Genomic DNA, 15,022 nt, shown 5'->3' with positions numbered 1-15,022 from the left:
GGGCCTCCCCGTGCATGCCGACCGTTCGCGCCTGGCATCGCACCACCCTGCATCCTTCGAGGTTACTGCCATGGCCCAGCGCCATCGTGTCCGTTCGTCCCTGTCCCGTACCCTGCTGACCAGCGCCGTGCTGGTGGCCATGACCGCCCCTGCCTTCGCCCACGGTGACGCTTCCGGCACGCCACAGACGCTGGACAAGGTGGCGGTCACCGCCTCCGGCTTCGAGCAGAAGGTGGTCGATGCACCGGCCAGCATCAGCGTGGTCAGCCGCGAGGAACTCAGCAAGCGCCCCTACACCAACCTGGTCGACGCGCTGCGCGACGTCGAAGGCATCGACGTCGGCCTGGAGGCCAGCGACAAGAACGGCCGCGCCACCATCTCCATGCGCGGCCTGCCGTCCGAATACACCCTGGTGCTGATCGACGGCCGCCGCCAGAGCAATGTCGGCCAGCTGTACCCGAACAACTTCGGTGGCGGCCAGTTCGCCTACCTGCCGCCGCTGGACGCGATCGAACGCATCGAAGTGGTGCGCGGCCCGATGTCCACGCTGTACGGCTCGGACGCGATGGGCGGCGTGATCAACATCATCACCCGACGCAACCAGGACCGCTGGCACGGCGCCGTGACCCAGGGCTTCACCGTGCAGCAGGATGACCAGTTCGGTGATGCGCGCACCACCGACCTTTACTTGAGCGGCCCGCTGCTGAAGGACCGCCTCAGCCTGGCGGTGCGCGGCAGCTACTACGACGCCAAGGCCTCCAACCCGGAGTGGGATGCACTGACCCTGCCCGACGGCAGCCTGTGGGAGCGCAGCATCGGCTTCGGCGGCGGTGGCAAGTCGGTGGCCAACACCAACTGGAACACTGGCGTACGCCTGGATTTCCGCGTCAACGATGATCACGAACTGTGGCTGGACTACGACGTGTCGCGGCAGAAGTACGACAACAGCGAAGGACAGACCGGCACGCTGGACAGCCTGGCCAGCCTCTGGCGCGTCGGCAACGCGGTCATCCCCAACCCGAGCGGCAGCGGCACCGTCACCCGCCGCGTGGTGCAGCCGCGCGTGGGCTACACCGCCTACCAGCGCTACGAGCGCGATCAGCTGTCGCTGACCCACCAGGGCCGCTACAGCTTCGGCACCTGGCAGACCTCACTGACCCACAGCAAGAGCAGCAACCTCGGTCGTTCGCTGCCGCTGACCCTGGACGAGCGCGCCAACCTGCAGACGCTGTGGAATGACGTCTGCCGTCGTACCGGTGCTGCCAACAACTGCGCGGCCGGCCGTGGCAATGCGCTGACTGCGCTCAATCCCAGCGAGATGGCGCGCCTGCAGGCGTTCCTGCCGCGTCCGCTGCGCACCATGGAGCTGGAAGGCTACGTGCTCGACACGATGCTCGACCTGGACTTCGGCGCGCACACGCTGACCGTCGGCGGCCAGTACAACGACACCGACATGATTGACGGCGTGTTCGGCATGGATGGCGCCGGCTACCGCAGCAACACCAAGCAGAAGCACCGCATGTGGGCGCTGTTCGCCGAGGACAACTGGGCGCTGACCGAAACCCTCACCGCCACCTTCGGCCTGCGCTACGACGACCACAACGTGTTCGGCAGCCACGTCAGTCCGCGTGGCTACCTGGTGTGGAACGCCAGCGATGCGTGGACCTTCAAGGGCGGCGTCAGCACCGGCTACAAGACCCCGCGACCGGACCAGCTGTTCCCGGGCATCACCGGCTTCGGTGGCCAGGGCGTGCTGCCGTTGGTGGGTTCGCCGAACCTGAAGCCTGAAACCAGCACCAACTACGAGCTGGCCGCCTACTACGAGGGCCAGCGCTGGGGCTTCAACGTGACCGGCTTCTTCAACAAATTCGAGGACAAGATCGCCAGCGGCGGCACCTTCCCCAACTGCGAAGTGGCGCCGGCCGGCAGCGGTTACTGCGTGGACATCGGTCCGGGTTGGGCCGCGCTGGGCTACAGCACCTTCACCCAGAGCGTGAACATCGACAAGGCTGAAACGCGGGGTGCCGAACTGGCCGCCCACGTCGACCTGCTCGACACTCTGCAGCTGCGCGGCAACTACACCTGGACCAGGAGCGAGCAGACCAGCGGCCCCGACAAGGGGCGCCCGATCTCAGGCACCATGCCGGCAAAACACATGGCCAACGCCAGCCTCAACTGGCAGGTCAACGAAGCAGTCAGCCTGTCGCTGATCGGCGAGGGCCGCTACGACCGCTACCGCGACACGCTGCTGGACGCCAACGGCGCCAGCCACACCCGCTACTACGAGGACTACACCATCTTCCATCTCGGTGGCAGCTGGAAGGCCACGCCCTGGCTGACGGTGAACGCACGGGTCAACAACCTGCTCGACAAGGATTTCGTCTCGCAGTCGTGCCTGTTGATCAGCCAGAGCGAGTTCAACTGCGTGGACGACTACGCGACCAAGGACCAGCGCCGCAGCTACTGGATTTCGCTGAACGCGAAGTTCTGACCGCCACGCACCGGTAGTGCCGGCCGCTGGCCGGCAATCCGACGTTGTTTCCCGGAACCCCGGTAGTGCCGGCCGCTGGCCGGCAATCGCCCTCCAGGGATACAGAACGACACGCAATTGCGAGCTATTCTCATCAATGATGTAATGGGCAGTCCCCGTCCGCCCCGAACCGTGCCGTGAGCCGTCCTGCCTCTTCCACCGTGCAGCAGCAACAGAACCGTGGCTTCTGGCTGCGGACGCTGCACCAGTGGCACTGGATCAGCTCGGCGGTGTGCCTGATCGGCATGCTGCTGTTCGCGGTGACCGGCCTGACCCTCAACCATGCCGCGAAGATCGAGGCCAAGCCCGAGGTGCAGAACCAGCATCTGGAGCTGCCGGCCGAACTGCTGGGCCAACTGGGCACCCGCGAAGACGGCAACGCGCCGATCCCGCGCCCGGCGCGGCAATGGCTGGATACGCAGCTGGGCATCGCCATTGGCGGCCGCCCGGCCGAATGGTCGGCCGAAGAGATCTACCTGTCGCTGCCGCGCCCCGGTGGCGATGCCTGGCTGAGCATCGATCGCCAGACCGGCGCGGTGGAATACGAATCAACCTCGCGCGGCGCGGTGTCCTACCTCAACGACCTGCACAAGGGCCGCAATGCCGGCCCGGCGTGGGGCTGGTTCCTGGACCTGTTCGCCGTGGCCTGCCTGGTGTTCTGCATCACCGGCCTGTTCCTGCTGCACCTGCATGCGCGGCAGCGGCGCATGACCTGGCCGCTGGTCGGCCTCGGCCTGATGATCCCGCTGCTGATCGCCCTGCTGCTGATCCACTGACTTTCCTTCGTTCCTGGAGCCGCCCCATGCGCGTCACCCTGACCATCGCCCTCAGCGGCCTGCTGGCCACTTCGCCGGCCTATGCCACCACGCTCGACATCAACGTCGAAGTGCCCAAGCTCAACGTGGCCGAGTACCACCGCCCGTACGTGGCGGTGTGGCTGGAAGGCGCCGACCAGAAGGTCGCGGCCAACCTGTCGGTCTGGTACCAGCAGACCAGCAACAGCGAAGGCCATGGCACCAAGTGGCTGCCCGACCTGCGCCAGTGGTGGCGCAAGAGCGGCCGCACCCTGCAGGTGCCGGTGGACGGCGTGACCGGCCCGACCCGCCCGGCCGGCAAGCACGCGCTGTCGTTCAACGACAAGCAGCCGGCACTGAAGCAGCTGGCCCCCGGCAACTACACCCTGGTGGTCGAGGCGGTGCGCGAAGTCGGCGGCCGTGAACTGCTGAAGATCCCCTTTACCTGGCCGGCCACCGCCGCGCAGAACGGCAAGGCGCAGGGCGCCACCGAACTGGGCCAGGTCACCCTGTCCGTCAAACCCTGAGAGGGGACGGAGGGGATCAAGTCGTAATCCCCTTCTCCTTGCCGCATCACCCCGCATCCACTGGAGTCCTCCGCATGAAGCGCACGCTCGTCCTCGCCGCCGCCCTGGCCGCTGCCCTTCCCTTCTCCGCCCTGGCCCACAAGGCCTGGCTGCTGCCCTCGCAGACCGTGATCGCCGGCAACGCACCGTGGATCACCGTCGACGGTGCGGTCTCCAACGACCTGTTCTACTTCAACCACGTGCCGCTGCGCCTGGAATCGGTGGTGATCACCGCGCCGGACGGCAGCACCGTGCAGCCGCAGAACGCAGCGACCGGCAAGTACCGCAGCGTGTTCGACATCGAACTGAAGCAGCCGGGCACCTACCGCATCGCGTCGGTCAATGACGGCCTGTTCGCCACCTACGAGCAGAACGGCGAGCGCAAGCGCTGGCGTGGCAGCGTTGCCACTTTCGGTGAACTGCCGAAGGATGCGAAGAAGCTGGAAGTGAGCCAGTCGGTCGGCCGCGTGGAGACCTTCGTCACCAACGGCGCGCCGAACGACACCGCGCTGAAGCCGACCAACCGCGGCATCGAGCTGGTCGCCGTCGGCCACCCGAATGACCTGTTCGCCGGCGAGGAAGCCACCTTCCGCGTGCTGGTCGATGGCAAGCCGGCCGCCGGCCTGGAATTCGAGATCGTGCGTGGTGCCACCCGCTACCGCAACGCACAGGACGAACTGAAGGTCACCAGCGATGCCAAGGGCGAGATCAAGGTGACCTGGCCGGAAGCCGGCATGTACTGGCTGGAGACCGGCACCGAGGACAACAAGACCTCGGTGAAGCAGGCCGCCAAGCGCCGCCTCAGCTACGTGGCCACGCTGGAAGTGCTGCCGCAGTAATGTGGACCGCGATGCCGGGCATTCCCCGGCATCGCCGCCGCAACGCATCACCATGACCGATTCCCAGCTCGACATCGCCCGCCTCGGCGGCACCACCATGGGCACCACCTGGAGCGTGTCGCTGGTCGCGCCGCGCCGGCGCGACCTGCACCCGCTGCATGCCGGCATCCAGGCGCGGCTGGACGAGGTGGTCGCGCAGATGAGCACCTGGGAGCCCGGCTCGGACCTGAGCCGCTACAACCGCGCCAACGCGGGCCAATGGTGCGCGCTGCCGGCTGAGACCCGCCAGGTGCTGGCCTGCGCACAGGCCATCGCCGCCGCCAGCGAAGGTGCATTCGATCCCACCGTCGGTCCGCTGGTTGCGCTGTGGGGCTTCGGTGCACACGCCGGCGAACGCCGTCAACCCGATGCCACCACCGTACAGGCCACGCGCGAGCGCTGCGGTTGGCAGCGCTTGCAGTGGCAGGGCGATGCGCTGCTGCAACCGGGTGGGCTGGAACTGGATCTCTCTGCGATCGCCAAGGGCTTCGGCGTCGATCACGTCGCCGCGTGGCTGCGCGGACAAGACATCGCTGCCGCGCTGATCGAGGTCGGTGGCGAACTGGCCGGCTATGGCCGGAAACCGGATGGCCAGCCGTGGCGCGTGCTGGTGGAGTCCGCACCGGAAGAAGATGCGCGGACCGATACCCCACCTCGCGTGCTGGCACTGGATGGCCGGGCGGTGGCCACCTCCGGCGATCGCTGGCACCAGTACCACGCCGATGGCGAGGCCTACAGCCACAGCCTCGATCCGCGTACCGGCAGACCGGTGCGGCAGGTCGCCGCAGCGGTCACCGTGGTGGCCGACGACGCCATGCACGCCGATGCCTGGGCCACCGCACTGACCGTGCTCGGCCACGAAAAGGGCATGGCGCTGGCCGAACGCGAAGGCTTGGCTGCACGCTACCTGCAGCGTGCAGCAGACGGCCCGCGGGAATTTCTCAGCAGCGCCTTCCAGCGCCTGCTCGACGAGCAGGACGCATGAGCGCACGTCCATCGCGCGCGTGGCTTGGCAACGCACTGGTCCTGCTCCTGCTGGCGCTGATCGCCTGGGCGCTGCTGCGACTGCACCTCGGCCAAACCTGGTGGCAGGGCGCGCCGCCGGCACGGCAAACGCAGATCGCGATCATCGCCACCGCACTGTATGCGCTGGCCTGCGCCGCACTGTGGTGGCGTGGGCGACCGCGCGACGATGCTGCCTCTGGCGACGTCGCACCGATCCTGATGGTCTGGTCCAGCCAGACCGGTTTTGCCCGCGAACTGGCCGAACGCAGTGCCGAGGCATTGCGCGGTGCCGGCGTGCCGGTGCGTGTGCGCGGCCTGCATGAGGTCGACGCCACGCTGCTGGCCGACAGCCAGCGTGCATTGTTCATCGCCAGCACCACTGGCGAAGGCGACCCACCCGATCATGCGCTGCCGTTCCTGCGCGGCGTGATGACCTCACCGCCTGCGCTGCAGCACCTGCAGTACGGCGTGCTCGCACTGGGCGACCGCAGTTACGGCCACTTCTGCGGATTCGGCCACCAGCTCGACCAGTGGCTGCGCCAGCACGGTGCGCATCCGCTGTTCGATGCGATCGAGGTCGACAACGCCGATCCGGCCGCGCTGCGCCATTGGCAGCAATTGCTGGGCCAGCTCGGCGGCGGCGCCAGCGAACTGCCCGACTGGAGCCCGGCCGAATACCAGCCGTGGACGCTGCTGCAACGTGAGCATCTGAACCCGGGCAGCCCAGGCGGCGCGGTGTATTGGCTGCGCCTGCAGCCCCCGGCCGATGCAGATGCGCAGTGGCAGGCCGGTGACATCGCCGAGATCGGCCCGCAGCACGCACCGCACACCGTGCGTGCCTGGCTGGACGCACAACGCTTCGATGCGGATACCGTGCTGGATGACGGGCAGACGTTGCTGGCACGCGTCGCGCGCTCGCACCTGCCCTCATTGGTTCCCCCGGGTGATCTGCCCGCATTGCTGGCGACCCTGCAACCGCTGCCCCATCGCGAGTACTCGATCGCCTCGGTGATGGCCGACGGTGCGGTCGAGCTGCTGCTGCGCCGCCAGCTGCGCGCCGACGGAACACCCGGCATCGGCAGTGGCTGGCTGTGCGACCACGCGGCCATTGGCGAGCCGGTGCAGCTGCGCCTGCGCCGCAACGACAATTTCCACGGCGTGCCCGCCGAGGTACCGCTGCTGCTGATCGGCAACGGCACTGGCATCGCCGGCCTGCGCGCACACCTGCACGAACGCGTGCGCAGTGGCGCCCGCCGCACCTGGCTGCTGTTCGGTGAGCGCACCGCCACGCACGACTTCCACTTCGGTGAAGAACTGCAGGCGATGCTGGCCGACGGCACGCTGGCGCGGCTGGATGCAGTGTTCAGCCGCGATGGCGGTGCGCATCGCTACGTGCAGGACCGGTTGCTGGCCGAAGCGGCAACACTGCGGCGGTGGGTGGATGAGGGCGCCACGATCCTGGTCTGCGGCAGCCTGCAGGGCATGGCCCCGGCGGTGGATGCGGTGATCGAACAGGTGCTGGGTGTTGCGGGCAAGGAAGCGCTGTTGCTGGCCGGTCGTTACCGGCGCGATGTGTATTGAGGTTGCCGCATCCACGCATGGCGTGGATCTACTGAACGCACCGACGCCTGCGAACCGCCTTCTGGTGGGTGCGAACCTTGGTTCGCACCATGACGCAGCATTGGCGGCCGTATCCACGCATGGCGTGGATCTACTGCGCGGCGTGTCCAGGCATGGCAACTACACCCCAGTAGATCCACGCCATGCGTGGATTGAGCCACGGGCGCCCAGGCATCATCCCGCCGCCGCACTGACCCGTATCGCCAACAACTCGCCACCGCCCTGCAACGCGTGCCGCTGACGTTCGCCGGCCGCCAACCACGCGGTATCGCCGGCCTGCAGCGGCGGCAGGCCACTGTCGGCACCGAACGCCGCCTGACCGGCCAACAGATGCAACGCCCAGGCCACGCCCGGTTCGCAGAAGAAGAACATCGCGCCCACCAGCGGCCGGTGCAGCAGTTCGGCCTGCAGCAGATCGCGCTTCCACATCAGGTTGAAGTCGTGGGTGGTGCCATCGACCAGTTCACCATGCAGGGTTTCCTCGCCGGCAAAGCGCACCCGTCCATGCGGCGGCAGCACCTCGGCCACACGGCCACCGTCGAAGCGCAGGCGCACACCATTGCCCTGCAGCAGCACCAGCTCGCGCTCCACGCCGGGGAAGGCGGAGAACGCGGCGTCCTGCTCGATCTCGGCCACCGACAGGCGCAGCGCCCAGTCATCCCCCTGCGCAGGCAGGCGCAGGATCTCGCGGGTCCAGCCAAGTCCATTCCGCCAGCGTTCGCGGCGGTAGTCCAGGCGGGAGATCACCTGGGTCGGAGTGTGCAGCAGGGAGTCGATGTTCATCCGCGCATTGCATCATGCCGCGCGCCGTCGTGCATCACCGCGTGGCGAGCGTGCCCTGGCCACCGCACCCACCGGCCAGCAGCTGCGAGTGCTTCAGCCAATCCTGGTCGGGGTAGTAAGCAAACACCATCGTGCCACCACGCAACGCATCGATCAGCGGCTTGGCCACCGACAGCCGCACCGCCGGGCAACCCAGGCTGCGTCCCAGCCGCCCCTGCAGCTGCGCGGTGGCCGGGTTCACATACGGCGCACCATGGATGACGATCGCGCGATCGCGCGCACGGTCATTGAAGCCCGGTTCCAGGCCGGCCAGGCGCAGCGAATAGCCGTTGCCGCCCATGTAGGTCTCCTGCGCGGTGAACGCGCCGAGGCTGGACATGAAACTGCCGTCGCGGTTGGAGAAGTGCTCGGTGCGGTTCTCGCCGCTGTTGCGGCCATGCGCCACCCATTCCTCGAACAGCAGGCGCTGGTGGGCCAGGTCGAACACCCACAGGCGCGGCTCGGTGGACGGGCGCGAGTAATCGATCACGCTGAGCCGATCACCGTTGATGCCCAGCTCCGGCCGCTGCAGCGCGCAGCGCATGGCGCGCGCCGCCAGCTGCAACACGTGGCGGTCGGCCTTGGGCGCACTGCGCGACAGCAGGGCAGCCAGATCATCGGCAGAGGTGGCGAGGGCGGGCGTCTGTGCCAGCGCCGGGGCGCTGGCCGAGGTCGCCAGCAGGCCGAACGCGGCCAGCCGGCACAGGCGGGATGCAGTCATGGGCACAACGAGGGGACTCAGTTGCCCTTGAGGGTGGACCCTGGCGGCTCGGATTCCAAGACCGGCTGCATTCCAGATTCAGCCGGGCTTGGGCGGACCGCCGGCAGCGAGGTCACCAGCAGGGTCGTGCCCGGCACCAGCACCTGGTACAGCTGGCGGGCGAAATCGGCCGGCAGCGCCATCGGCAGCGAGGGCGTGGCCAGCAGGTCCGGCGTGGCCTGGGCGCGGTCCTGGCCCAGCAACGGGTAGGCCGTCCACTGGTGCAGGCGCTGGTTCACGTCCAGCGGGCTGGGGGTGTCGCTGTAACCCTGCCCCATCACGAACAGCGTGGTCCCTTGGAAGGCCGGCAGCGCGTCCGCCTTCAACGGCGACTCGCCGATCATCACCCCATCGCGCAGCACGTACAGGCGCTGGTCGTGCAGGCTGACCAGGATGCCGACCTGCCCGGCCGGGGCCACGCTGTCGTTCCACCACGCCTGCGCCGGCGCTCCGCCCTCTGCCTCCGGCAGGGCCTGCCCACGCGCATTCACGGGTGCCAGTACCGACGGATAGGCCAGGGTCATCGGCGAGCTCTTGGCGTCGGCCACGACCACGGTATCGCCACGCTGGGTTTCGCTGAACAGCTTCTGCGCGAAGGCCTGCGGCAGGCGCACGCAGCCGTGCGAGGCGGGATGCCCGGGCAGGCTGCCGCCATGCAGAGCGATACCGTCCCAGGTCAGCCGCTGCATGTACGGAATCGGCGCGCTGTTGTAGAGGTTGGACCTGTGGTCCTTGTCCTTCTGCAGGATGGTGAACACGCCGGTTGGCGTCTCGTGCCCAGCCTTGCCCGAGCTGATCGTGGTCAGGCCGATGGCGATACCGTTGCGGTAGACATAGGCGCGCTGCTCATCGAGGCTGACCACCAGCACGATCGGGCCGGTCGGCGAGATTTCCGGATGCCACAGGTATTCGCCCGGCTTGAGGTCGGTCGGTCCGCGTACCTCGGCGGTGGCCGCAGCGGCAGCTGCAGGCTTGGCGGCCGGCGTAGGCGCAGCGGCGTGGGCCTGCAGTGGCAGGGTCAGTGCCAAGGCGAGCATCAGGGTGGTGGGGCGGTGCACAAGCATCCAGCGGGGTCCTTTCCATGCGGAGCGGCCACCGTACACCATCGGCCCGTGGTGGCCGCGGCAAAACCAGGCGCCGGAAATGAAATTGCCCGGCGACACAGCCATGTGTCGTACCGGGCAATCGTTACGTCCTTGTCGGCCTGCTGCCGCCCCCTCGCATCCTGCGCTGTGGGGGTAGCGTTGCATCCTGCACGCGGCCGCGTCTGTCCTGTTTGTATCTCAGCCCCTTCCACAGGTCTGTGATGCCACCATCCTGGTGAGTGGTGCCGCGTCCTGCGGCGGTCGGTGGTCACGGGCGTCCTGTCCGTGACCGGTGAACCAGCGTCCTGCCGGTTCCGACGATTCCTGCTGTCAGCGCCTCGGTACGGTTCGCACCGGTACCGATCCGGGTACCGGATCCGCCGGCAACAACCTGTTGCCTACGGTGATCCGCTGTCGATTCCGTTCGACGATGGCTTTCCCTATCCCCTTCACCTGCGCCAAGTCCTCGACGCGATGAAACGGGCCGTGTCTGCGCCGGTGCTCGACGATCGCCTCGGCCTTGGCGGCTCCGACCATCGTCAATCCCTGCTGCAGCGCCTGGGCATCGGCGCGGTTGATGTCGATCGGTTCGGCGGCATGCGCCCCAGCGATCCACACGACCAGCACCAGTGCCCTCAACACGACACTCCAAGGCACGACGTGTATCTCCTTGTGATTCTGGACGTCCCGACCGGCAATCCCGTCGGTAGGAACAGTGTCCGTCACCACATGCTCACAGCCTATCGGTTTCCTGGATTTCTAAAAGCCAGCCAAATACCCGACGTGATGTAGGAAAAACCCTACCCGTGGCACAGGCGTAGAATGGCGGGATCAGCCCATGCAACCGGAGTTTCAGATGGACAGCGCCAAGCTCGGCCAATTCGTCAATGACAAGTGGGACAGTGAAATCGTCCCGCAGTTGGTCGACTACATCCGCATTCCCAACAAGTCGCCGATGTTCGACGCCAATTGGGTGCAGAACGGCTACATGGAACAGGCGGTCACGCTGATGGAGAACTGGGCCAGGGCCCAGCAGCTGCCCGGCCTGAAGGTTGAAGTGGTGCGCCTGGAAGGCCGCACCCCGCTGATCTTCCTGGAAATTCCGGCCTCCGGCCCGGAAACCGGCGACGACACCATCCTGCTCTACGGCCATCTGGACAAGCAGCCGGAAATGACCGGCTGGGACGACGATCTCGGCCCGTGGACCCCGGTCCTGCGCGGCGACAAACTGTATGGCCGCGGCGGTGCGGATGACGGCTACGCCATCTTCGGCTCGCTGGCCGCGGTGCTGGCGCCGCAGGCCCAGGGCCTGCCGCACGCCCGCTGCGTGGTGCTGATCGAAGCCTGTGAAGAATCGGGCAGCTACGACCTGCCGGCCTACGTCGACCACCTGGCCGACCGCATCGGCAAGCCGTCGCTGGTGGTCTGCCTGGATTCGGGCTGCGCCAACTACGACCAGCTGTGGTGCACCACCTCGCTGCGCGGCCTGACCGGCGGCAACTTCACCGTGAAGGTGCTCAACGAAGGCGTGCATTCCGGCGATGCCTCCGGCGTGGTGCCGTCCAGCTTCCGCCTGCTGCGCCAGCTGCTGTCGCGCATCGAGGACCAGGACACCGGCCGCATCCTGATCGACGGCATGAACGTGGAAATCCCGGCCGAACGCCTGGAACAGGCCAAGCGCGCGGCCGAAGTGGTGGATACCGAGATCTTCGAGAAGTTCCCGATGGTCGACGGCCTGCGCCCCATGAACGAGGACCTGACCGAGCTGGTGCTCAACCGCACCTGGCGCCCGGCGCTGTCGGTCACCGGCGTCGGTGGCATGCCGCCGCTGGAATCGGCCGGCAACGTGCTGCGTCCACAGACCTCGGTGAAGCTCTCGCTGCGCCTGCCGCCGACTGCCGATGGCAAGACCTGCGGGGAACTGCTGAAGGAAGCGCTGCTGCGCGACCCGCCGAACGGCGCGCAGGTCACCCTGGACCTGGAAAAGGCCTCCACCGGCTGGAACGCACCGGCCATGGCGCCGTGGCTGACCCAGGCCATTGACGACGCCAGCCAGGCTTTCTTCGGCAAGCCGGCGATGTACATGGGCGAAGGCGGCTCGATCCCGTTCATGGGCATGCTGGGCGAGAAGTTCCCGGGCGCGCAGTTCATGATCACCGGCGTGCTCGGCCCGCATTCCAATGCACATGGCCCCAACGAGTTCCTGCACATCCCGATGGGCAAGAAGGTCACCGCCTGCGTGTCCAAGGTGATCAGCGAGCACTATGCCGCCAGCCTGCGCGGCGAGACCAGCGGTTCGCCGGTGGCTGCCGACAGCGGCACCCGCCACGGCGACCACGGCTGCTGCTGATTACGGCACACCGTGACGGACGCAGCCTGGCCTTGCTAGGCTGCGTCCACCCAAAGCGGAACACATGCACATGAATGGTCTGTTCGGCAGCAGCAGCTGGCTGTACATCCTGCTGGTCGGCTTCGTCGTCGGCCTGCTCGGGCGCTTCTTCATGCCCGGCAACAACCGCATGGGCTGCCTGCTGACCATCGTGCTGGGCATCATTGGCGCGCTGGTGGCCGGTTGGTTCGGCCAGTACATGGGCTGGTACGCTCCCGGCGAACCGGCCGGTTTCCTCGGTGCGGTAGTGGGCGCGGTGGCCGTGCTGGCCGTCCTGCGCCTGTTCAGCGGCCGCCGCTGACCCCGTCCCTCCTTCCCCCCTGCTCCCGACGTTGGCGCGCCCGGCGCGCCCGGATATGCCCGCATGACCGAACCCGCCTCCGATCCCCAGCGCGGCGCGCAGCGCCTGCAGTGGGCCCGTACCCAGCTCGATGACGCCAACGCGGTAGTCGAACGCGCTTCGGTGGATGCCGGCATGCGCAGCTACTGGCGTACCACCAGCACGCGCGGCAGCCACATCGTGATGGACGCTCCGCCGGGGCTGGAAGATCCGCGGCCGTGGCTGCGCATGCGCGGCCTGCTGCACGACAACGGCCTGCGCGTGCCTGCATTGCTGGCGCAGGACCTGGAAGCCGGCTTCCTGCTGCTGGAAGATCTCGGCGGCCCGACCCTGGCCAGGATCCTCGACGAGCGCAACGCCGATGAATGGTTCGGCCGTTCGATCGAACAGCTGCTGCGCCTGCAGGCGATCCCGGTACCGGCCGACTTCGGCCAGTTCGGCGAAGCGCTGCTACAGCGCGATGCCGGCCTGTTCGACGAATGGTTCCTGCAACGCCACCTGCAGCTGGAACTGGACTGCGGCGAGATCGAAGGGCTGCAGCTGGTACACCGCCGGTTGATGGACAACGCATTGGGCCAGGCCCAGCTGATGACCCACCGCGACTACATGCCGCGCAACCTGATGCCGGTCGACGACGGCCCCGCGGTGCTGGATTTCCAGGACCTGGTGCGTGGCCCGATCGCCTACGATGCGGTGAGCCTGTTCAAGGACGCCTTCCTGAGCTGGCCGCTGCAGCGCGTGGACGAGTGGCTGGCGCAGTACCACGAGCGCGCACGCGACGCCGGCCTGCCGGTACCCGACCGCGCCACCTTCCTGCGCGATGCCGACTGGATGGGTATCCAGCGCCACGTGAAGATCCTTGGCCTGTTCTGCCGCCTGCGCTACCGCGACAACAAGGGCCATTACCTGGACGACGCGCCGCGCTTCATCGGCTACCTGGATGAAGTACTGCCGCGCTACCGCGAGCTGGCACCGCTGCAGCAGCTGCTGGGCGAGCGCATCAAGCCGGCGCTGGCCGAGCTGGGTGCACCGATGCGCGTGGCCCGATGAAGGCGCTGGTCTTTGCCGCCGGCCTCGGCGAGCGCATGCGCCCGCTGACCCTGCACACGCCCAAGCCGCTGCTGGAAGTGGCTGGCAAGCCGCTGATCGTCTGGCACCTGGAACGCCTGGCCGCACTCGGCGTGCGCGAGGTGGTGGTCAACACCGCATGGCTGGCCGAGCAGTTCCCGGCGACGCTGCGTGATGGCAGCCAGTGGGGCCTGCGCCTGCATTTCCTTTACGAAGGGCAGACCCCGCTGGAAACCGGCGGCGGCATCCTCAATGCACTGCCGGTGCTGGGCGATGCCCCGTTCCTGGTGGTGAACGGCGACATCTGGACCGATTTCGATTTCGCCACGCTGCCGCGCGAGCCGCAGGGCCAGGCACACCTGGTGCTGGTCGACAATCCGGTTCAGCACCCGGACGGTGACTACCGCCTCGATACGCAGGGGGTGCTGCACCATGACCGCGAAGGTCCCTGCCTGACCTATGCCGGCATCGGCGTGTACCGTCCTTCGATCGTGGCCGACTGGCGCGCGGTGATCGGCGATGCGCCGGGCAGCGAGCGGCTGCCGCCGAAGTTCTCGGTGGTGCCGCTGCAGAAGCATTTCATGGCGCAGGGGTTGATGACGGGGCAGCACCATCGCGGGCGTTGGACCGATGTGGGCACCGTGGATCGCCTGCGCGCGCTGGATGCTGAGTTGGCGGCGAACGGCTGAGCCCCTCGTGGCTGGACTCATTGAAAGCAGAAGCCGTGCTTGGCCGGTCGGGGTGGGCTGCGCAGGGGACGCTGCAAGTCCCCCTCCGGGGCCCGGCCCAGCCGCTGGCGGCTGTGCGTTCAGGCGCTTGCGAAGCAGTGCTTCGCAAGCAAAGCGCCCTCACCCCTGTAAGCTCGGTCGCCGCATCCATGCGGCTCACGCCCCTGCGCAGCCCACGCCGACCGGCCTCTGACAGTTTCCGTGCGCGTCCAGCCACGGAAGAAAGAAAGAAAAGCAAGAGCGGGTCGCTTCGCTGCGCTTGCTCTGGTGACGACCAACGGTCGTCACCCACCACAAGCAAGACACGTGTCGACCAAGGTCGACACCCACCAACAGCAGTGCAGTACGCAGTTCCGGCAGATCGCGGGAACCTGTCGAAGGCGGGGTGGCTCAGGTTGCGGGGGCGTGAGCGCCATGGATGGCGCGATCGAGGCTAC

The 15,022-nt window shown here is 67.7% G+C and carries 14 protein-coding genes; 10 read left to right on the top strand and 4 right to left on the bottom strand.

Annotated elements, in window-relative coordinates:
- Nucleotides 1–70: 70 nt before the first annotated feature.
- The 6 genes from AC5P9W_RS04250 to AC5P9W_RS04225 all read left to right on the top strand — a co-directional run bounded on the left by AC5P9W_RS04250 (nucleotide 71) and on the right by AC5P9W_RS04225 (nucleotide 7,354).
- Nucleotides 71–2,491: a TonB-dependent receptor domain-containing protein gene (locus AC5P9W_RS04250; RefSeq protein ID WP_495218893.1), complete on the top strand. Its 2,421-nt coding sequence runs from the start codon at nucleotides 71–73 to the stop codon at nucleotides 2,489–2,491.
- A gap of 176 nt (nucleotides 2,492–2,667) precedes the next feature.
- Nucleotides 2,668–3,306, top strand: coding sequence for a PepSY-associated TM helix domain-containing protein (locus tag AC5P9W_RS04245; protein WP_010483588.1), 639 nt, complete (start codon nucleotides 2,668–2,670; stop codon nucleotides 3,304–3,306).
- Nucleotides 3,307–3,332: 26 nt separating this feature from the next.
- Nucleotides 3,333–3,851, top strand: a complete 519-nt coding sequence (locus tag AC5P9W_RS04240; protein ID WP_021202573.1) for a DUF2271 domain-containing protein — start codon at nucleotides 3,333–3,335, stop codon at nucleotides 3,849–3,851.
- A gap of 74 nt (nucleotides 3,852–3,925) precedes the next feature.
- Nucleotides 3,926–4,729 carry a DUF4198 domain-containing protein gene (locus tag AC5P9W_RS04235; protein ID WP_021202574.1) on the top strand — a complete coding sequence of 268 codons (804 nt, stop codon included), beginning with the start codon at nucleotides 3,926–3,928 and terminating at the stop codon, nucleotides 4,727–4,729.
- 52 nt (nucleotides 4,730–4,781) lie between these two features.
- Nucleotides 4,782–5,753: an FAD:protein FMN transferase gene (locus AC5P9W_RS04230; RefSeq protein WP_495218892.1), complete on the top strand. Its 972-nt coding sequence runs from the start codon at nucleotides 4,782–4,784 to the stop codon at nucleotides 5,751–5,753.
- Entirely contained in the window at nucleotides 5,750–7,354 is a 1,605-nt protein-coding gene (locus tag AC5P9W_RS04225) for a sulfite reductase subunit alpha (protein WP_495218891.1), read from the top strand. The genes AC5P9W_RS04230 and AC5P9W_RS04225 overlap by 4 nt, the downstream gene beginning before the upstream one ends.
- Before the next feature lie 213 nt (nucleotides 7,355–7,567).
- Here AC5P9W_RS04225 and AC5P9W_RS04220 read toward each other — a convergent pair whose 3' ends face one another.
- From AC5P9W_RS04220 to AC5P9W_RS04205, 4 genes are all read right to left on the bottom strand, one after another.
- Nucleotides 7,568–8,176 carry a HutD family protein gene (locus AC5P9W_RS04220; protein WP_206621316.1) on the bottom strand — a complete coding sequence of 203 codons (609 nt, stop codon included), beginning with the start codon at nucleotides 8,174–8,176 and terminating at the stop codon, nucleotides 7,568–7,570.
- A 34-nt stretch (nucleotides 8,177–8,210) separates the two neighbouring features.
- Entirely contained in the window at nucleotides 8,211–8,936 is a 726-nt protein-coding gene (locus AC5P9W_RS04215) for a murein L,D-transpeptidase catalytic domain family protein (RefSeq protein ID WP_019659426.1), read from the bottom strand.
- A gap of 17 nt (nucleotides 8,937–8,953) precedes the next feature.
- Nucleotides 8,954–10,039, bottom strand: a complete 1,086-nt coding sequence (locus AC5P9W_RS04210) for a L,D-transpeptidase (protein ID WP_495218890.1) — start codon at nucleotides 10,037–10,039, stop codon at nucleotides 8,954–8,956.
- Nucleotides 10,040–10,390: 351 nt separating this feature from the next.
- Entirely contained in the window at nucleotides 10,391–10,702 is a 312-nt protein-coding gene (locus AC5P9W_RS04205) for a ComEA family DNA-binding protein (protein WP_224329378.1), read from the bottom strand.
- A 214-nt stretch (nucleotides 10,703–10,916) separates the two neighbouring features.
- Between AC5P9W_RS04205 and AC5P9W_RS04200 the strand changes: the two genes are divergently transcribed.
- From AC5P9W_RS04200 to murU, 4 genes are all read left to right on the top strand, one after another.
- Nucleotides 10,917–12,410 (top strand): M20 family metallopeptidase, encoded by a 1,494-nt coding sequence (locus tag AC5P9W_RS04200; protein WP_495218979.1) that lies wholly within the window; start codon nucleotides 10,917–10,919, stop codon nucleotides 12,408–12,410.
- 70 nt (nucleotides 12,411–12,480) lie between these two features.
- Complete coding sequence (locus tag AC5P9W_RS04195) at nucleotides 12,481–12,750, top strand: GlsB/YeaQ/YmgE family stress response membrane protein (RefSeq protein ID WP_019659430.1); 270 nt, start codon at nucleotides 12,481–12,483, stop codon at nucleotides 12,748–12,750.
- 63 nt (nucleotides 12,751–12,813) lie between these two features.
- Nucleotides 12,814–13,839, top strand: a complete 1,026-nt coding sequence (locus AC5P9W_RS04190) for an aminoglycoside phosphotransferase family protein (RefSeq protein ID WP_495218889.1) — start codon at nucleotides 12,814–12,816, stop codon at nucleotides 13,837–13,839.
- On the top strand, nucleotides 13,836–14,546 hold the full coding sequence (murU, locus tag AC5P9W_RS04185; RefSeq protein ID WP_188250642.1) for an N-acetylmuramate alpha-1-phosphate uridylyltransferase MurU: 711 nt from the start codon (nucleotides 13,836–13,838) through the stop codon (nucleotides 14,544–14,546). Before AC5P9W_RS04190 ends, murU begins: the two co-directional genes overlap by 4 nt.
- Nucleotides 14,547–15,022: the final 476 nt, after the last annotated feature.

Source organism: Stenotrophomonas sp. YJH_SMC_33 (genome assembly GCF_059372295.1).
Note: the sequence above shows the minus strand (reverse complement) of the source record. Positions and strands in the feature narration are given on the sequence as shown.

What these genes read in the sequence shown, in the direction of transcription:
- murU (WP_188250642.1), top strand. Translation starts at nt 13,836, where the DNA reads ATGAAGGCGCTGGTCTTTGCCGCCGGCCTCGGCGAGCGCATGCGCCCG.
- AC5P9W_RS04215 (WP_019659426.1), bottom strand. Translation starts at nt 8,936, where the DNA reads ATGACTGCATCCCGCCTGTGCCGGCTGGCCGCGTTCGGCCTGCTGGCG.
- AC5P9W_RS04220 (WP_206621316.1), bottom strand. Translation starts at nt 8,176, where the DNA reads ATGAACATCGACTCCCTGCTGCACACTCCGACCCAGGTGATCTCCCGC.
- AC5P9W_RS04190 (WP_495218889.1), top strand. Translation starts at nt 12,814, where the DNA reads ATGACCGAACCCGCCTCCGATCCCCAGCGCGGCGCGCAGCGCCTGCAG.
- AC5P9W_RS04210 (WP_495218890.1), bottom strand. Translation starts at nt 10,039, where the DNA reads ATGCTTGTGCACCGCCCCACCACCCTGATGCTCGCCTTGGCACTGACC.
- AC5P9W_RS04235 (WP_021202574.1), top strand. Translation starts at nt 3,926, where the DNA reads ATGAAGCGCACGCTCGTCCTCGCCGCCGCCCTGGCCGCTGCCCTTCCC.
- AC5P9W_RS04240 (WP_021202573.1), top strand. Translation starts at nt 3,333, where the DNA reads ATGCGCGTCACCCTGACCATCGCCCTCAGCGGCCTGCTGGCCACTTCG.
- AC5P9W_RS04200 (WP_495218979.1), top strand. Translation starts at nt 10,917, where the DNA reads ATGGACAGCGCCAAGCTCGGCCAATTCGTCAATGACAAGTGGGACAGT.
- AC5P9W_RS04250 (WP_495218893.1), top strand. Translation starts at nt 71, where the DNA reads ATGGCCCAGCGCCATCGTGTCCGTTCGTCCCTGTCCCGTACCCTGCTG.
- AC5P9W_RS04225 (WP_495218891.1), top strand. Translation starts at nt 5,750, where the DNA reads ATGAGCGCACGTCCATCGCGCGCGTGGCTTGGCAACGCACTGGTCCTG.
- AC5P9W_RS04195 (WP_019659430.1), top strand. Translation starts at nt 12,481, where the DNA reads ATGAATGGTCTGTTCGGCAGCAGCAGCTGGCTGTACATCCTGCTGGTC.
- AC5P9W_RS04230 (WP_495218892.1), top strand. Translation starts at nt 4,782, where the DNA reads ATGACCGATTCCCAGCTCGACATCGCCCGCCTCGGCGGCACCACCATG.